This window comes from Pseudomonas sp. E102, assembly GCF_052660185.1.
Genome location: NZ_CP084025.1, coordinates 4662596 through 4680431, shown reverse-complemented (window position 1 = coordinate 4680431; position 17836 = coordinate 4662596). Strand labels below are relative to the sequence as shown.

Annotated in this window: 16 protein-coding genes; 3 read left to right on the top strand and 13 right to left on the bottom strand. The window is 61.0% G+C overall.

Features of this window, described 5'->3' with window-relative positions:
• Nucleotide 1: 1 nt before the first annotated feature.
• The 9 genes from DOCECA_RS21175 to DOCECA_RS21135 all read right to left on the bottom strand — a co-directional run bounded on the left by DOCECA_RS21175 (nt 2) and on the right by DOCECA_RS21135 (nt 9641).
• Complete coding sequence (locus DOCECA_RS21175; RefSeq protein WP_420766451.1) at nt 2–811, bottom strand: MetQ/NlpA family ABC transporter substrate-binding protein; 810 nt, start codon at nt 809–811, stop codon at nt 2–4.
• Nucleotides 812–950: 139 nt separating this feature from the next.
• A complete protein-coding gene (locus tag DOCECA_RS21170) occupies nt 951–2309 on the bottom strand; it encodes an LLM class flavin-dependent oxidoreductase (protein WP_445571025.1) in 1359 nt (452 codons plus the stop codon).
• A complete protein-coding gene (locus DOCECA_RS21165; protein WP_434608381.1) occupies nt 2309–3502 on the bottom strand; it encodes an SfnB family sulfur acquisition oxidoreductase in 1194 nt (397 codons plus the stop codon). The genes DOCECA_RS21170 and DOCECA_RS21165 overlap by 1 nt, the downstream gene beginning before the upstream one ends.
• 23 nt (nt 3503–3525) lie before the next feature.
• Nucleotides 3526–4767: an SfnB family sulfur acquisition oxidoreductase gene (locus DOCECA_RS21160; RefSeq protein WP_445571024.1), complete on the bottom strand. Its 1242-nt coding sequence runs from the start codon at nt 4765–4767 to the stop codon at nt 3526–3528.
• Between the two features lie 250 nt (nt 4768–5017).
• Nucleotides 5018–5779 (bottom strand): hypothetical protein, encoded by a 762-nt coding sequence (locus DOCECA_RS21155; RefSeq protein WP_434649298.1) that lies wholly within the window; start codon nt 5777–5779, stop codon nt 5018–5020.
• A gap of 436 nt (nt 5780–6215) precedes the next feature.
• Entirely contained in the window at nt 6216–6977 is a 762-nt protein-coding gene (tcyN, locus tag DOCECA_RS21150; protein WP_420766446.1) for an L-cystine ABC transporter ATP-binding protein TcyN, read from the bottom strand.
• Between the two features lie 3 nt (nt 6978–6980).
• On the bottom strand, nt 6981–7646 hold the full coding sequence (tcyL, locus tag DOCECA_RS21145) for a cystine ABC transporter permease (protein WP_420766445.1): 666 nt from the start codon (nt 7644–7646) through the stop codon (nt 6981–6983).
• Nucleotides 7646–8446: a cystine ABC transporter substrate-binding protein gene (gene tcyJ / locus DOCECA_RS21140; protein WP_420766444.1), complete on the bottom strand. Its 801-nt coding sequence runs from the start codon at nt 8444–8446 to the stop codon at nt 7646–7648. Before tcyJ ends, tcyL begins: the two co-directional genes overlap by 1 nt.
• Before the next feature lie 202 nt (nt 8447–8648).
• Nucleotides 8649–9641 (bottom strand): D-cysteine desulfhydrase, encoded by a 993-nt coding sequence (locus DOCECA_RS21135; protein ID WP_434608372.1) that lies wholly within the window; start codon nt 9639–9641, stop codon nt 8649–8651.
• A 389-nt stretch (nt 9642–10030) separates the two neighbouring features.
• Here DOCECA_RS21135 and betT point away from each other — a divergent pair, with 389 nt between their 5' ends.
• The gene (betT, locus tag DOCECA_RS21130) at nt 10031–11992 is read left to right on the top strand and encodes a choline transporter BetT (RefSeq protein ID WP_434611683.1); all 1962 of its coding nucleotides are present in this window, start codon (nt 10031–10033) and stop codon (nt 11990–11992) included.
• Between the two features lie 120 nt (nt 11993–12112).
• On the opposite strand, the gene DOCECA_RS21125 is transcribed toward betT, so the two are convergent.
• Nucleotides 12113–12853, bottom strand: coding sequence for an SDR family oxidoreductase (locus tag DOCECA_RS21125; protein WP_420766442.1), 741 nt, complete (start codon nt 12851–12853; stop codon nt 12113–12115).
• Between the two features lie 125 nt (nt 12854–12978).
• On the opposite strand from DOCECA_RS21125, the gene DOCECA_RS21120 reads away from it, so the two are divergent.
• Together DOCECA_RS21120 and mgrA are read left to right on the top strand one after the other, a co-directional pair.
• Nucleotides 12979–13869 carry a LysR family transcriptional regulator gene (locus tag DOCECA_RS21120; protein ID WP_434561222.1) on the top strand — a complete coding sequence of 297 codons (891 nt, stop codon included), beginning with the start codon at nt 12979–12981 and terminating at the stop codon, nt 13867–13869.
• A 205-nt stretch (nt 13870–14074) separates the two neighbouring features.
• Entirely contained in the window at nt 14075–15112 is a 1038-nt protein-coding gene (mgrA, locus tag DOCECA_RS21115; protein WP_434561220.1) for an L-glyceraldehyde 3-phosphate reductase, read from the top strand.
• A gap of 186 nt (nt 15113–15298) precedes the next feature.
• Here the strand turns inward: mgrA and tauD are convergent, their stop codons facing one another.
• From tauD to tauB, 3 genes are read right to left on the bottom strand one after another with little or no spacing between them, the layout of a single operon-like run.
• Nucleotides 15299–16141 (bottom strand): taurine dioxygenase, encoded by an 843-nt coding sequence (tauD, locus tag DOCECA_RS21110; RefSeq protein WP_445571023.1) that lies wholly within the window; start codon nt 16139–16141, stop codon nt 15299–15301.
• A gap of 48 nt (nt 16142–16189) precedes the next feature.
• Complete coding sequence (tauC, locus tag DOCECA_RS21105) at nt 16190–17029, bottom strand: taurine ABC transporter permease TauC (RefSeq protein WP_434608369.1); 840 nt, start codon at nt 17027–17029, stop codon at nt 16190–16192.
• On the bottom strand, nt 17026–17820 hold the full coding sequence (tauB, locus tag DOCECA_RS21100) for a taurine ABC transporter ATP-binding subunit (RefSeq protein ID WP_434649293.1): 795 nt from the start codon (nt 17818–17820) through the stop codon (nt 17026–17028). The genes tauC and tauB overlap by 4 nt, the downstream gene beginning before the upstream one ends.
• Nucleotides 17821–17836: the final 16 nt, after the last annotated feature.

The window sequence follows — 17836 nt, the reverse complement described above, 5'->3', positions numbered from 1 at the left end:
ATCAGCCTTCCCAGCCGGCTTGGTAGAGCTTGCCGTGGGCCTTGTCCAGGGCCGCGCGCACGGCAGGTGAGTGTTGGTAAATGTCGACGAACTTGATCAGCCTTGGATCGTTCTCGCTCTTGGGCTGGATCACGAACTGGATGACATATTCCTTGTGGTCGAGGCCGTCGAAGAGCAAGGCAGACGTCGCGTCGAAGGTGTTCGCCAGGCGAATGTAGGCTGGATAACCTTGTACCAGATCCGCGTCTTCATAGGCACGCACCAACTGCACGGCTTCGACTTGCAGGATCTTGAGCTTCTTTGGGTTGGCGATGATGTCGTCTTCGGTGGCCTTGTAGCCGACGCCCGGCTTGAGCTGGATCAGTCCGGCCTTGGCCAGCAATTGCAAACCGCGTCCGCTGTTGATCGGATCGTTGGCAATGGCGACGCTGGCGCCTTCGGGCAGCTCGTCGAAGCTTTTGTATTTCTTCGAATAGAGGCCTACGTTGTTGATGATTCCCGGTGCGAACGGCACCAGGTCGAAACCGGCGGCGGCCTTGGCGTTCTCCAGGAACGGTATGTGCTGGAAATAATTCACGTCGATGTCGCCCGAAGCGAGGCTGACGTTAGGCGCAATCCAGTCGCTGAATTCCACCAGTTCGACTTTCAGGCCTTGTTTGCCGGCCTCTTCGACGGCGGCCTCCAAGGGAATGGCGAACGCAGCGGTGGTGCCGATTTTCAACGGGGCGTCGGCGGCGAACAATGCCGAGCTGAACAGGCCGAAAGCCAGGGCCAGGGTTCTGACTGGCAGAGTGAGGAAGTGCTTGGTCATGTCGGATATTCCAGTCATCGATTAATTGAGTGATGCGCCTTTGTGGCGAGGGAGCTTGCTCCCGCTGGGCTACGAAGTAGCCACAAACTCTTTGGGCGGGCTTCGCCCATCAGCGGGAGCAAGCCCCCTCGCCACAGGATCAGTGCCGGTAGGTTGAGCCGGTATGTTGTTCGGGCAAATGAGCCCCCCCGTGAAACAGCTTTTCCCGCAACGTGCCATCGTCGTATTCGGTCTTGTACGACCCGCGTCGCTGCAGCTCGGGAATCACCAGGTCGATGAAGTCCAGGTAACTTTGCGGCGTGACGATGCGGGTCAGGTTGAAGCCGTCGAGGCCGGTTTCGGCGATCCAGGATTCCAGCTCATCGGCGACCTGTTCGGGCGAGCCGACCACCGTGATGTAGCGACCGCCCAAGGCGTGTTGCTCCAGCAATCTGCGTCGGGTCCAGTCGTTGTTTTGCAGGGTCTTGGTGGCGGACTGGATGGCGTTGCTCTTCACGTACTGGATCGGTTCGTCCAGTTCGTACTCGGCAAAATCAATGCCCGTCGAGGCGGAGAAATGCGCCACTCCGGCCTCGGCGCTGGCGTAGCCCAGGTACTCGGCATGCTGGGTCCAGGCCGCCGCTTCGGTTTCGCCGACGATCACGTTCAGGCCCATGAACACTTTGATATCTTCGGCATGGCGCCCAGCCGCGAGGGCGCTGGCGCGGACCTTGTCCACCTGGACCTTGGTCGCCGGTTTGTTCTGGCCACTGATGAACACGCACTCCGCATGGCGCCCAGCGAACAGCAGGCCCCGCTCGGAGCTGCCCGCCTGGAACAGTACCGGCGTGCGCTGTGGCGAGGGCTCGCAGAGGTGATAACCCTCGATCTGATAGAACTCCCCCTGATGCTGGACCTTGTGCACCTTCTCTGGCCGGGCATAAATCCGCTGCTCGCGATCGTTGATGACCGCGTCGTCTTCCCAACTGCCTTCCCATAGCTTGTAGAGCACTTGCAGGTACTCGTCGGCCTGGTCGTAGCGCCGGTCGTGCTCGACCTGCGCGGTAAGGCCCATGGCCTTGGCGGCGCTGTCCAGGTAGCCGGTGACGATGTTCCAGCCAACCCGTCCGCGGCTCAGGTGGTCCAGCGTGCTCATGCGCCGGGCGAACAGGTACGGCGGTTCGTAGGTCAAGTTGGCGGTGAGGCCAAAGCCGAGGTTTTTCGTCACTGCGGCCATTGCCGATACCAGCAGCAACGGGTCGTTGACCGGCAGTTGAATCGATTCTTTCAGCGTGACGTCCACGGACCGCTGGTAAACGTCATAGACCCCGACGATATCGGCAATGAACAACCCGTCGAACAAACCTCGCTCCAGCAACTGGGCCAGCCCGGTCCAGTATTCAATGGTGTTGAACTGGGTAGAGGTGTCCTCTGGATGGGTCCACAGACCGTGGTTGATGTGCCCGATGCAGTTCATGTTGAACGCGTTGAGGAGGATTTTTTTCTTGCCGGCCGCCATCAGATTGTCCCCCGCAGCGGCGGTTTTTCATCGTTGAGGTAGAAGTTGCCGACCGCGTGATACTTCCAGCGCACCGGGTCGTGCAGGGTGTGCACTCGGGCGTTGCGCCAGTGGCGGTCGAGGCCATGTTCGGCCAGGGTCGCCTGGCTGCCGGCCAGTTCGAACAGCGTGCTGCCGGCGGCGAGGGAAATTTCAGTGCTGAGGGCCCGGGCTTCGGCCACGGCGATCGAGGCCGCCGCCACCGTTTCTGCGTTCGTGTCGGCCTGGGCGCGGTCAAGAAGTTCACCGGCGCGTTCCAGCAAGGCTTCGGCGGCATGCAGGCGAATGCTCAGGTGGCCGAAGCTTTTAAGAGTATGCGGGTCCTGGGTGGCGACGTCGCTGGTGGCGTCGATCCACGGACGGGTTTTGCTGCGGACAAAATGCAGGGCGTCTTCATAGGCGGCGCGGGCGATGCCGGCGTCGATGGCGGCGTGGAGGATCTGCGCCAACGGGCCTACCGGCGTTGGGCGTTCGAAGGCGCTCTGGAAGGGCACGATGTCTTCGGCATCGACAAGGACATCCTCGAACACCACCGAGCCGCTGCCGGTGGTGCGCTGGCCGAAACCGCTCCAGTCGTCGATCACCGTCAGGCCCTTGCTGCTGCGCGGGACGAACGCCAATTGCTGCACGCCGTTTTCATCCACCACCGAGGTGGGGATGCGCTGGGCATAGATCGCCCCGGTGGCGTAGAACTTGCGGCCGTTGATGCGATAGGCCTCGCCGTCGCGACGCAGTTGGGTGATGCGGTCATGGGCCGTCCTCGTCCCGAGCTCCGCCAGGGCGTTGCCAAACCGCTGGCCGGCCAGCACCTCGGCGTACAGCCGTTGCTTCTGGGCCTCGCTGCCGTTAACCCGCAGCACTTCCAATGCATAGAAATGATTTTGCGGAATCTGGCCGAGCGAACCATCGGCCTGTGAGATCAGCGCGATGACCTTGGCCAGCGTGACGTTGGATACGCCCGCACCGCCGTAGGCCTTGGGCACGCTGATGCCCCAAAGGCCCGCGCGAGTGAACGCTTCCAGCTCCGCAAGAGGCAGACGCCGTTCGCGGTCGCGCAGGGCACTGTCGCGTTTGAAGTCATCAGCCAGGTCGCTGGCGACAATCAAGGCTTGTTCATCGCTGGTGATCACCGCGACGTGTTGGGAAAACGTCATGTGCTGCTCCAGAGTCGGGGTCGTCAAATCCAGGAGTGCCGGGCAGGCAAGGTGCCGTTCAGGCGGTAATCGCCGACCGCGTGGTATTTCCAGCGCACGGGGTCGTGCAGGGTGTGGACCCGTGCGTTGCGCCAGTGGCGATCCAGGTTGAATTCAGCGAGGGTGGCGCGGCTGCCGGCCAGCTCGAACAGTTTCTCGCTGGCGTGCAGGGCGATTTCGGTGGTCAGGACCTTGGCTTCGGCGACGGCTATCGAGGCGCGGGCGGCGGACTGTTCGGTGATCGGCGCGGCGTTGACATGGTCAAGCACCAGCCCGGCCTTGCGCAGCAAAGCCTCGGCGGCGTGCAGTTCGATCTTCAGCTTGCCGACATCGGCGATGACATACAGATCGTCACTGGCCCGCTCGACGTTGGCGTCGATCCAGGGGCGCGAGCGTTTGCGCACGAAGTCGATGGCATCGTCGATGGCGCCGCGGGCGATGCCCAGGTCAATAGCGGCCTGGATCAGTTGCGAAAATGCTCCTTGCACGTTGGGCGTGTCGTTGATGCGCCAGTTGTCCAGTACCAGCTCGGCGTCGACCCGCACATCGTTCAGCAGCACCGTGCCACTGGCCGTGGTGCGCTGGCCGAAGCCCGACCAGTCATCAACGATACGCAGGCCCGGTGTGCCGCGCCGCACGAACGCCAATACCTGGCGACCCTCCTCATTCAAGGCCTTGACGGCGACCCAATGGGCGAACAGCGCACCGGTGGAATAGAACTTCTGCCCGTTGATGACATAGCCGTCACCGTCGGCCGTGATCCGTGCCTTGAGTTCCAAGGTGTTGCGGGTGCCGCGCTCCGGTCCGGCATTGCCGATGCGCCAGCCTTCCAGCACGCTTTGGAGAAGCAATCTCTTCTGCCGCTCGGTGCCCGTGGCAAGAATCAGCTGGAGCACGCCGAACTGGTTTTGGGGAATCTGACCAAGGGCCGGATCGGCTGCGCAAATGATTGCAAACACGTCGGCGATCGTGACGCAGGAGACTTGCGGGCCACCGTAATCGCGGGGCACGGCAATGCTGCCGAGCCCGCTGCGGGTGAATTGCTCGATTTCCGACCAGGGCAGCTTGCGTTGCTGGTCGCGACGCGCAGCTTGCTGGCGCGCCAATTGCGCCAGTTCATGGGCAGCTTTGATTGCTTCGGCATCGGTGCGCAGCACCTGCGCCGGCAGCAATGATGGGGCGATGTCCAGGTCGCTCTGGACCTTTGCCTGGGCCAGATCGGACATCACAGCCACTCCGTGGCTGCACGCAGTGCCTTGGCGCCCTGCATTGGGGTGATTGTGTTCCGTACCATACCCACCTCACATCTCAAGAAAACGCCGCGATGAAGCGGCGACCAAAATCAAGAATGTCCGGTGGTCCGGTTTATATACCCTAAACGCGTAGATATTATTTTTGAACTAACTTTTAGGAATAACCATAGGCTGGATGTGATACCGCCGTGGCCTTTCCAAATACGACTACGGAAGAGAAACGTCACGGCGCCCGGCGTCGCGGTTCAGCGGCCACGAGCAGATCTGACGGCGGATTCTTCAGATACGGGTTGGCGCAACCGATCTTCAACGTACGCGGCGGAGCCCAGCGGGAATTGTTGCCCACCCGGTCGATGATGCAATAGGTCACTTCCAGACGCAGGTCCTCGCCCGCTTCCATGATGACTTCCGGCGGAACCCAGACGTGGACCGGTTGGCCTACTTCACAAGGCTTGATCCTTGGCAGGTCCATGCGCACGTCGCCCCAACGCACGGTAATCGCATCGTCGGCGGCCATGTTCAGGTAGGGCTCGATCGTCACCGGCACGCCACGTCTGATCTGGTTCGGGTTCACGCCTTGGCGGCGGATGGTTTCCGGGATCCGCACCGGCGCCAGGCTCTGGTTTTCATCACCGGTCAAGGCCGACGGTTGGCCACCGGGGCAGTCCAGCTTGACCTGAACCTGTCGCGCCGCAGACAGCGCCGGCCCGCGTCCGATTTGCATGACGCGGTAGTGGACGCGGGAGGTCCCGTTGACGATGAAACTCTCCGGTACCCGCAGGCAAATGCTTGCGCGCAGGTCCGATTCTGTAAGCAGGCGGGAGCCGACGTAGCAGTTGTCCCAGAATAATTCGACCAGATCCCCCGGATCCATGCCGGGGTAGGGCGCTACAACGACCTCCAGGTGCGCGGCGCTGGTGATATTGATGCCGCTGCTGGCCAAGGTGGGCGCGGGCAACTCAGGGGTATGCGACGTACATGTCATGGGTGTTCTCCTTGATGTCTAAACGCACTACGTTCCGGAAATATCGAAGACGTGAATAATTGCCGCGTTACTTGGTTTTAGGATGCTCGTTGATTTTTATTGAAGATAAGAAAAGCGCTTCGCCTGTTTGCGTCTAGATAAAGGTTGGAGAGTTTCAGTGTCAATAGAAGCGCTTGCGCAAAAGTTGATAATGTCAGGCTTCAGAAATGTCCTACGCATTGCTGTTAAGAATACGTTGTTCTGGTCGTACTTTTCCTCGGGCGTTGGGGTTCGAGGCTTTGCAGAGTGCGGATAGGCTGATCTCAGTCGAGGCGCGGCTGAATAACTTTCTAACTTGGCTGGATAAGTAAAAGCGGGAAGTTCACGTTTTGCTTTGAATGTGGGATGTTGCAAGTTGTCTTACTTCCATCCTTGGAAGTAACGACATTGTGCTGCTTTAGTGCGTGCCGTGTCCGGCTGAGAGGAACTTGCTGAGGAACTGTCGGGTACGCTCTTCTTTCGGTGCTTCAAACAATGCCTTGGCTTCGCCTTGTTCAACGATCACGCCTTTGTCGAAGAACACCACGCGGTTTGCCACATCCCGGGCGAAGCCCATCTCGTGGGTCACGATGACCATGGTGCGTTTTTCTTCGGCCAAGCCACGAATGGTTGCCAGTACTTCACCCACCAGTTCCGGGTCGAGGGCCGAGGTGGGCTCGTCGAAGAGGATCACCGCCGGTTCCATCGCCAGCGCCCGGGCGATTGCCACGCGCTGTTGCTGGCCACCGGACAGGCGCCTTGGATAGGCGTTTTCCTTGCCGGCCAAGCCGACTTTCGCCAACAGTTTGCGACCCAGCGCTTCGGCGTCGGCACGGGGCGTCTTTTTCACCACGATCGGGCCTTCGGTGACGTTCTCCAGCGCGGTGCGGTGGGGGAACAGATTGAAGTTCTGGAACACGAAACCGACCTGCTGGCGCAAACGACGCACCAGGCCCTGCTGCTGGTTCAAAGGGCGACTGCCATCGATCTCGATGTCGCCGACCTTGATCCGACCGCTGCTGGGCTCTTCGAGGAAATTCAGGCAGCGCAGGAAGGTCGTCTTGCCCGAACCGCTGGGGCCGATGATCGCAACCACTTCGCCTTCTTCGATCTTCAAGTCGATGCCGTTGAGCACCACCTGGCCCTTGAACTGCTTTGTCAGTTTTTCCACGACAATCATGGGTCAGGACTCCTGGTCGTGCCGATTGACCCGAGCTTCCAATACGTTCTGCAAGTGCGAAAGCACGGTGGCGAGAACCCAGTAGATCAGCGCGGCGGCAAGATACATGGTGAAGATTTCGAAGGTACGGGCGGTGATCAATTGCGCCTGACGGAACAGCTCCGGCACCTGGATAGTCGCCGCCAGCGCGGTGTCCTTGACCAGGGAGATGAAGCTGTTGCCCAGCGGTGGCAGGGCCGTACGCGCGGCTTGCGGCAAAATGGCCCGACGCAGCGTCTGGGCACGGGTCATCCCGATGCTCGCCGCCGCTTCCCACTGGCCGCGCTCGATGGAGCTGATGGCGGCCCGCAGGATCTCACAGGCATAGGCCGCCATGTTCAGCGAGAAACCGATCAGCGCCGCTGGGAGCGGGTCCAGCTCGACCCCCAGCTGCGGCAACCCGTAGTAGATCAGGAATAACTGCACGAGCAACGGCGTGCCGCGAAAGAACGACACGTAGGCGCGGGCTATCCAGTTGACCACCTTGAGACGAGACAGGCGCATCAGCGCCAGGCCGAACCCCAGCAACAAGCCGAAGAACATCCCGCCCAGGCTGAGGATGACGGTGTAATACGCGCCCTTGAGCAGGAAGGGCGCGGAGTCCAACGCGAGTTGAAGAGCTGCTTCCATTATTGGGTGACGTCAGCGTTGAAATATTTTTCCGACAGTTTTTTCAGCGTGCCGTCGGCGCGCAGTTTTTCTATGGCTTTGTTCACGGCGGCCAACAACTCAGGCTCGCCTTTGCGCAGGGCGATACCAGCCTCCTGGCGAGAGAAGGCTTCGCCGGCGGCGGTCGTGTCCTTGGCTTTCTTGGCGTATTCCAGCGCGGCGAGGCGGTCGATCAGGATGGCGTCGATGCGGCCAACGCGCAGGTCCTGGAACTTGCTCGGGTCATCTTCGTAAGTGCGTACATCGGCGGTAGGCACGTTGGCCTTGACCCACTGTTCATAGTTGGTGCCCAAGCCAACGCCGACTTTTTTACCGCCCAGGTCAGCGGCTTTCTTGATGTTCAGCTCGTCGGCTTTCTTGGTCAGGACCAGCGCTTGAATGCCGGAAACAGTGTACGGCTCCGAGAAGTCGTATTTCTTCTTGCGTTCTTCAGAAATGGTCACCTGATTGACCACAGCGTCCAGGCGCTTGGATTCCAGTGCCGCGAGGATGCCTGCCCATGGGGTGGTCTGCAGCTTGACCTTCACACCCAGCTCCTTGGCCAGGGCTTCGGAAAATTCCACTTCGAAACCGGTCAGCTTGCCGTCGGCGTCAACGAAGCTGAACGGTGGGTACGTGCCTTCCAGGCCGATCTTGATTTCACCAGCGTCCTTGATGTTTTGCAGTTGCTCACCGGCAACCGCTTGCCCCAGCAGGCCGGCGCCCAGTACCAGGCCCAGCGAACCCACCAGCAGGTTGCGACGTAATGCGGAAAAATTCATGACAAGCCCCTGTGTTTTCTTAGAAGACATCGTTGGATGGAAAGGCGTCGCCGCGCTCCGAAAAGATTGCCACATCCTGCCTTAAAGCAGCCAAGACGTCTCGCGGCAAATGCGCCTGCGGCGAGACTATAGGGTGGCTTTTATAGGTTGGAAAATAATATTAAATCCTCCCTATATAACCACATGGATTGTTTTCTGGACCTCAAAACGCCGCGTTGTAGGCAAACAATGCCGGCGCACCACCGGTGTGAAGGAAGATGATCGGGCCCTCGTCGAAGCGGTCGCGACCAATGCCGTCGAGCAGGCCCGCCATGGCCTTGCCGGTGTAGACCGGGTCCAGCAAAAGCCCTTCCTGGCTCGCCAGTAGCTTGACCGCCGCCAGCGTGCCGGCGCTGGGTTCGCCGTAGCGGGGAGCAAAGTATTCATCCCACAGGTTCACTTTGAAGGCTTGCGGGACGGCGACATCCAACAGCTGCGCCGTGCGTTCGGCCAGGCCCTGGACCTTGGGGAATTGATCTTCTTCGCTACGGGAAACCGTCACGCCAATGACCGGAAGCGCGGGCAGGCTTTCGCTCAAGGCCAGCGCCAGGCCGCTGTGGGTTCCGGCACTGCCCGAGGCCAGCACGACGGCGGCGAAATCGATACCGGTGTCCTTGATCTGTTCGGCCAGCTCCAGCCCAGCACGGACGTATCCCAGTGCGCCGAGGGCGTTCGAACCGCCAATCGGCACCAGGTAGGGTTTTTTCCCGTTGCTGCGCAGGCGGCCAGCGAGGGCCTGCAATTGATCGTCGGCGTTATCCAGGTTATCCACCAATTCGACTTTCGCGTCGAACAGGTCAAGCAGCAGTCGATTGCCGTTACCCAGGTAATTGCTGTCGTCGGTGCCGATGGGGTTTTCCAGCAGCGCCACGCAACCCAGGCCCAGCCTGGCGGCCAAGGCAGCCGTCTGGCGGACATGGTTGGACTGGATCGCGCCAGCGGTGATGAGGGTGTCGGCACCTTGGGCCAACGCGTCGGCGCCCAGGTATTCAAGCTTGCGCAGCTTGTTGCCGCCCAGTGCCAAGGGCGTCAGGTCGTCGCGCTTGATGTAGACCTCGCGGCCGAGCCATTGGGAGAGTCGTTCAAGTTTCTCCAGCGGTGTCGGATGACCGAGCAGGTCGAGACGATGAAAGCGGGACAGCTGTTCTTTGATCATGAGTCCGTACTGGTTGTAGGCGATGTCGGACTATAGGCATGTGGATATTCGGGCGGCAACCAGCAATCTTCGACCCGGCGTGAATGGAGATGAAGAAGGGTTTGTAAGCTTCCACAGGGTTCGAGGCAACACTGAACGAATGCGCGCCAGGCAACGTCATACCCAGCCATAGGCTAGTGTATGAAACGTGCCATTTAGCCCGGCGATTAGTCTCTAGTTCCCTATTCATGTTTAACTTGAACGTTCATTCAAGTTAAACCATTGGTTTGCTGCCCGCTCACAACAGGAGGCTTGCCTTTGCCGAGTCCGTTTGTACACATCGCTGCTTCGCTTCGCGAGGTGCTCTGTCGATGAGCACTTCGTCCCTCCCACCCAGCGGCCTGGTCCGCATGAATCCGCCAGTGTTTTATTTCTCGGCGACCTTCATCCTGCTGTTCGGCCTGGTTGTCATCACGCTGCCCAAGCAGGCCGGCGCGTGGCTTCTGGCGGCCCAGAACTGGGCGGCCAACACGGTCGGTTGGTATTACTTGCTGGCGATGACCCTGTATCTGATTTTCGTGGTAGTCACTGCATTGTCCGGCTACGGCAAGATCAAGCTCGGAGCCGACCACGACGAACCCGAGTTCAGTTACCTGTCCTGGGCCGGCATGTTGTTCGCCGCCGGGATCAGCATCACGTTGTTCTTCTTTTGCGTTTCGGAGCCGCTGACCCATCTGGTCCAGCCCCCCCAAGGGGAGGCCGGCACCGCCGATGCGGCGCGCCAGGCCATGCAGATCCTATTCCTGCACTGGGGCTTGCACGGCTGGGGCGTCTTTGCATTCGTCGGCATGGCCCTGGCGTACTTCGCCTACCGGCACAACTTGCCGTTGGCCTTGCGGTCGGCGTTGTACCCGCTGATCGGCAAGCGCATCAATGGCCCGATCGGTTATGCAGTGGACGGCTTCGGCATCATCGCGACCGTGTTCGGCCTGGGCGCGGACATGGGGTTTGGAGTGCTGCACCTCAATTCCGGGCTGGATTACCTGTTCGGCATCGCCCACACGCAGTGGATTCAGGTTGGCCTGATCGTACTGATGATGGGGGCGGCAATCATCGTCGCCGTGGCGGGTGTCGATAAAGGTGTGCGGGTCATGTCTGACATCAACATGCTGCTGGCCTGCGCGCTGTTGCTGTTCGTGCTGTTTGCCGGGCCGACGCAGCACCTGCTCAACACGCTGATTCAGAATTTGGGGGACTACCTCGGCGCGCTGCCGATGAAAAGTTTCGACCTGTACGCCTACAACAAGCCCAGTGACTGGTTGGGCGGCTGGACCGTTTTCTACTGGGCGTGGTGGATCGCCTGGTCGCCGTTCGTGGGGCTGTTTATCGCACGGATTTCCCGTGGCCGTACGATCCGCGAATTCGTGTTTGGCGTGCTTTTGATTCCACTGGGTTTCACCCTGGCGTGGATGTCGATCTTCGGCAACAGTGCCCTCGACCAGGTACTGAACCATGGCATGAGTGCCTTGGGCATGTCCGCCCTGGAGAACCCGTCGATGAGCCTTTACCTGCTACTGGAAACCTATCCGTGGAGCAAGACGGTGATCGCGGTCACGGTGTTTATCAGCTTCGTGTTTTTTGTCACGTCCGCCGATTCAGGCACCGTGGTGCTTTCGACATTGTCTGCCAAGGGTGGCAGCCCCGATGAAGACGGGCCGAAATGGCTGCGTGTGTTCTGGGGGGCGATGACCGCCCTGGTGACCAGTGCCTTGCTGTTTTCCGGCAGCATCGATGCGCTCAAGTCAGCGGTGGTGCTGACGTCGTTGCCGTTCTCCATGATTCTTTTGCTGATGATGTGGGGGCTGCACAAGGCGTTCTATCTCGAATCCCAGAAGCAGATTGCGCAATTGCATTCCCTCGCGCCGGTGGCGGGATCTCGCCGGGGCACGGGCGGCTGGCGCCAGCGTCTGAGCCAGGCGGTGCATTTCCCTTCCCGGGACGAGGTGTACCGTTTCCTGGACACCACGGTGCGCCCTGCCATCGAAGAAGTGAAAGCGGTGTTCGCTGAAAAAGGCCTGGCGGTGATGACCCAGCCAGACCCGGCCAACGACAGCGTCAGCCTGGAGATCGGCCACGGCGAGCAGCATCCGTTCATCTACCAGGTGCAGATGCGCGGCTACTTCACGCCGTCCTTCGCCCGGGGCGGCATGGGCTCCAAGCAAATCAACAACCGGCGTTACTACCGAGCCGAGGTGCACCTGAGCGAAGGCAGCCAGGATTACGACCTGGTGGGCTACTCCAAGGAGCAGGTCATCAACGACATCCTCGATCAGTACGAACGCCATATGCAGTTCTTGCATCTGGTGCGCTGAGCTAAGCCCAAGGACGGCGTCAACGAGCTTAGGGTCTGGCACCACCGGCCCCAACGCGAGCAGGCTCGCTCCCACAGGTCAAGGATTCCCTTGTGGGAGCGAGCTTGCTCCGGGCGGCGATCAGACCAGCCCACCATTGGCCCGCAGGATCTGCCCGTTCACCCAGCCGGCAGCCGGGCTGGCCAGGAAAGACACGATGCTGGCAATGTCTTCCGGCTGGCCGAGGCGCTCCAAGGGCGGCATCTTCGCGTAGTGCTGCACCTGCTCTTCGCTTTTTCCGTGCATGAACAGCTCGGTGGCGACCGGCCCCGGGGCCACGGCATTGACCGTGATCTGTCGACCGCGCAGTTCCTTGGCAAACACCTGGGTCAGCGACTCCACCGCGGCCTTGCTGGCGATGTACACCGAATAGCCAGGCAGGTTCAGGCCCACGGTGCTGCTGGAAAAATTCACGATGCGGCCGCCGTCGTTCAGCCGGGTCGCGGCTTCGCGCAAGGTGTTGAACGTGCCCCGGGTATTGATTGCAAACGTGCGGTCGAACAGCTCATCGCTGTGCTGTGCCAAGGGCATGACCTGGAGGATGCCGGCGTTGTTGATCAACACATCGATCTTGCCCAGCTGTGCTTCGACTTCATCGAACATCCGGCTGACATCGGCGGCAACCGACACGTCGGCCTTCACCGCTATGGCCTGGTGACCGGCCTGGCGCAACTGCACGACCAGCCTGGAGGCTTCGGTGGCACTGCTGGCGAAGTTGACGGCGACGGCGAAACCGTCAGTGGCCAGTTGCTTGGCAATCTCTGCACCGATGCCGCGCGAGGCGCCGGTGACAATGGCAACTTTGGAGTTTGGAACAGTCATGGCAAGAATCCCCTGAGATGTCGTGGTAGGTTGAAGCCAGATTCACATGTTTACTCTTGGCGATAAATGCACGAAAGTTGCCTTGACTGTTCAATATCTCTCAACAATCAGGGCGCAGGATTCCGATGGATCAGGTCAAGGCCATGCGGGTATTTGTCCGCATATACGAGCGCAGCAGTTTCACCCTGGCCGCTGAAGATTTGAGCATGCCCCGGGCGACGCTGACCCACACGCTCAATCAGTTCGAGGCCTGGTTGGGGGTGCGTTTGCTGGAGCGCAGCACCCGCAAGGTACGCCCGACCCTTGATGGCGAAGCCTATTACCCGCGATGCGTGCAGTTGCTGGCCGAGCTGGAGGAAGCCGAACTGGCGTTTCGCGGCGTGGCGCCCAAAGGCAAGCTGAGGGTGGACCTGCACGGAACCCAGGCGCGATATTTCGTGATCCCGGCGCTGCCGCAATTCATGGCTCGCTACCCCGAAATAGAATTGTTCATCAGCGAGGCGGATCGTTTCGTCGACCTGATTGCCGAAGGCGTTGATTGCGTCGTGCGTTCCGGCACGTTGGCGGATTCGTCATTGATTGGCCGGCGCGTCGCCAATCTTCGGCAGATCACTTGCGCCAGTCCTGCTTACCTTCGCCGGCACGGTGAGCCGAAAAGCCTCGCGGATCTGAAACATCACAAAGCGGTGAATTACGTCTCGCGCAGTACCGGCAAGCTGTATCCGTTCGAGTTCATGGTCGAGGGCGAACTCAAGGAAGTGCCGATCGGGGGCACGTTGTCAGTGTCCGGCGCGGAAATCTACGCCGCGTCGGCCATCGCCGGGATGGGCCTGATCCAGTGCCCGCATTACCGGATGGAGGAGCCGATCCGGCAGGGTCTGATCCAGGAAGTCCTCGCCGCGACTCCACCACCTTCCATGCCAGTGTCGGTGCTCTATCCGCACAACCGACACATGTCGCCACGGGTGCGAGTGTTCGTGGATTGGGTGGCCCAGGTGTTTGCGCAGGCGCGTTAAGGCTTGGCTATCGAGCCCTGTGGGCGCGAGCTTGCTCGCGATGAGGCCATACCTGTCGATGATTTGTTGGCAGATCCACCGCTATCGTCGGATCGCCGCCCGGAGCAAGCTCGCTCCACACCTGCCATGCGAACTTTCGGCCTGACCGATGCGTCTGTGAAATGTTAGCTTCTGCCACTCGCCGTTCGCACAGAGAGCCTTTTCGATGACCTACACCGCTGCGCAAAACCGCTACGAGTCCATTCCCTATCGCCGCGTCGGGCGCAGCGGGCTGGTGCTTCCGGCCCTGTCACTCGGCTTGTGGCACAACTTCGGCGACAGTACGCCGATCGATACTCAGCGAGCCTTGCTGCGCACGGCATTCGACCTGGGCATCAACCATTTCGACCTCGCCAACAACTACGGCCCGCCCTACGGCAGCGCCGAAATCAATTTCGGTCGGCTGTTGCGTGAAGATTTCAAGCAGTACCGCGATGAACTGATCATCTCCAGCAAGGCCGGCTGGGACATGTGGCCCGGCCCTTATGGACAGGGCGGCGGTTCGCGCAAATACGTGCTCGCCAGCCTCGACCAGAGCCTGCAACGCTTGGGCGTGGATTACGTGGACATTTTCTACTCCCACCGTTTCGATCCCGACACGCCACTGGAGGAAACAGCCAGCGCCCTCGCCACAGCCGTTCAACAGGGCAAGGCTTTGTACATAGGCATCTCTTCGTATTCGGGCGTGAAGACCCGGGAAATGGCCGCGCTGCTCAAGGAATGGAAAGTCCCGCTGCTGATCCACCAGCCGGCCTACAACCTGCTCAATCGCTGGGTGGAAAAAGACCTGCTGGACGCTACCGAGGAGCTCGGCACTGGCGTCATCGCTTTCACGCCGCTGGCCCAGGGACTGCTGACCGACAAGTATCTCAAGGGCATTCCGGCCGATGCGCGGGTGAATCGTCCGGGCGGTGGCTCGTTGCAAGCGTCGCATCTGTCGGATGAAAATATCGCCCACGTCCGCGCCCTCAACGAAATCGCCCAGCGTCGCGGCCAAAGCCTGGCTCAAATGGCCCTGGCCTGGACGCTGCGCGATCCACGTGTCACCTCGGCCCTGATCGGCGCGAGCCGGCCGGAGCAGATCGTCGAGAACGTCGGGGCGTTGCAGAACCTCAACTTCAGCGCCGAGGAACTGGCCGAGATCGACCGGTTTGCCCAGGAGGGTGGGATTAACCTGTGGGAGAAGCCTTCGACAGCGGAGTAACACCGAACACCCCTGTGGCGAGGGAGCTTGCTCCCGCTGGGCCGCGAAGCGGCCCCAAACCCATTCAACGCTGCGTATCAGGAAAAGCAGTGGGACAGGTTTTGCGACTGCTGCGCAGTCGAGCGGGAGCAAGCTCCCTCGCCACGGGGATATGCGTTACCCCGGAAAACCATTCGGGCAAGGCACTCACCTGAAAAACGGCACATCCCCCAACACCGTCGCCCGGTGCATCACGCGCCGGGCGGGACGGTAGTCGTCCACGGCGAAATGCTGGGTCACGCGCTTATCCCAGAACGCCACGTCGTTGGCCTGCCAGCGCCAACGAACGGTGAACTCCGGTCGGGTGGCGTGGGCGAACAGCAGTTTCAGGATCGCCTCGCTTTCGGTTTCCGATAGCTCGTTGATTCGGGTGGTAAAGCCTTCGTTGACGAACAGCGAGCGGCGGCCGCTCACTGGATGAGTACGTATTACTGGATGGGACAACGGCGGGTTCTTGCGCCGAGCTTCCTCCCAACGCACCAGGTCTTCAGGCGAGTTGCCGAAGCGCTCCAGCGGAAATGAACGGGTGAAATCGTGGGTCGCTGTCAGACCTTCCAGCAAACTTTTCAACGGCGCCGACAACGCTTCGTAGGCTGCAATGCCGCTGGCCCATAACGTGTCGCCGCCAAACGCCGGCAGCAGCTTGGCGCTGAGCACCGCGCCCAGGGCGGGTGTCGGCAAGAAGGTCACGTCGGTGTGCCACACCGCGTTATCGCGAACATCGGTGACGGCGGTGTCGAGCACCAGCACTTCAGGCTGCTCCGGTATGTTGGGGTAGATCGGATGGATGTGCAGGTCACCGAAATACGCCGCGAAACGTGCCTGTTGCGGTGGTTCGATCGGCTGGTCGCGGAAAAACAGTACCTGATGTTCCAGCAATGCCTGCTCGACGAAATCCCGGTCTTGCGGACTCAGCGGTTGGCTGATGTCGATCCCGTTGATCTGCGCGCCGAGGGCAATGCTTAAAGGGGTAATGGTCGGGCGGCTCATTTTGATTCTCTCGGATGGGCGCCGAATGGTCGGCGTGGTCATTGCGTATCAGTGAGCCTGGCCGTGCCATGGCACCAGTTTGCGTTGCAGGGCGCGCAGGCCCATCTCCATGGCGAAGGCGATCACTGCGATCACCAGGATTCCCAGAACCACGACATCGGTGACCAGGAATTGCGCCGCCGACTGCACCATGAATCCCAGGCCGCTGGTGGCTGCGATCAGTTCAGCGGCGACCAGCGTCGACCAACCCACGCCCAGGCCGATGCGAATGCCGGTAAGAATGTCGGGCAAGGCGCTGGGTACGATCACATGACGAATCAATTGCCTCCGCGAGGCGCCCAGGGACTGCGCGGCGCGCAATCTGGCCGGGTCGACGGTGCGCACGCCGGTGGCCGTAGCGATGGCGATCGGGGCGAAGATCGCCAGGTAGATCAGCAGGACTTTCGACAGCTCGCCGATGCCGCACCAGATCACGATCAGCGGCAAGTAAGCCAGGGGAGGGATCGGCCGATAGAACTCGATCAGCGGATCGAGCACGCCACGGGCAATACGATTGGCGCCGATGGCGATGCCCACCGGCACCGCTGTCAGCACCGCGAACAACAGGCCCAGGCCAATCCGGCCGAGGCTTGCGCCCAGGTGTTGCCAGAGTGTCGAGTCCATGTAGCCGCTGGTTGCCAGCAGCCAACCCTTCTGCAGCACGGCGAAGGGCGGCGGCAGGAACAGCGGTTCGATCAGCCCGGTGGCGGTGATCGCCCACCAGAGAAACAGCAACACCACCAATGTCAGGCCGCTGATCCAGCGTGTGCTCAGCCTGCGTCGAGCGGGTGCGGCCGCGTGCGAATTCACGGCATCGCCGGCCACGGCTGGAATTTCATAGCTGCTCATGCGCGCTCCTGTTGTCGAGTGGCGCTGCGTTGGGAAAACACTCTGGCGAGCACGTGCTCGCGGGTCTCGATGAAGCGTGGATCGGACTTGATCGACCGGGCCGATTCGCCAGCGCCGTAGCGGTGGCCGAAATCCAGGCTCAGCCGCTCGACGATCCGCCCGGGATCGGGCGCCAGCAAAATCAGATCGGTCGCCAGGAACACGGCTTCTTCAATGTCGTGGGTAATCAGGAACACCGGTTTGGCGGTGCGCTGCCAGACCTGCAGCAGCAGTTCCTGCATCTGCTCGCGGGTGAAGGCGTCCAGGGCTCCGAACGGTTCGTCCATCAACAGTATCCGTGGATCGGCCGCCAGCGCGCGGGCCAGGCCGACGCGTTGCTTCTGACCGCCAGACAGCTGCCAGACGCGACGCTTTTCGAACCCGGCCAGGTCCACCAAGGCAAGCATTTCCCGGGCGCGAGCCTCGCGTTTTTCTCTCGCGAGCCCGGCCAGTTCAAGGCCAAACCCGACGTTTGCCAGCACGTCCTGCCAAGGCAGCAACGCATCGTCCTGGAACACCACGCCACGTTCGGCGCCCGGGCCTGACACTGGCACGCCGTCCAAGGTGATTTGTCCGGCGCTGGGCTCGACGAACCCGGCAATCAGGTTCAGCAACGACGTCTTGCCACTGCCGGATGGCCCGAGGGCGACCAGCAACTGCTGTGGGCCCAGGGTCAACGAAATATCCGTCAGTACCGGTTTCGTGGCGCCGGGGTACTGTGCGCTGATGCGCTCCAGCTGTAGCAAGGCCATCTCGGTGTCTCCTTTT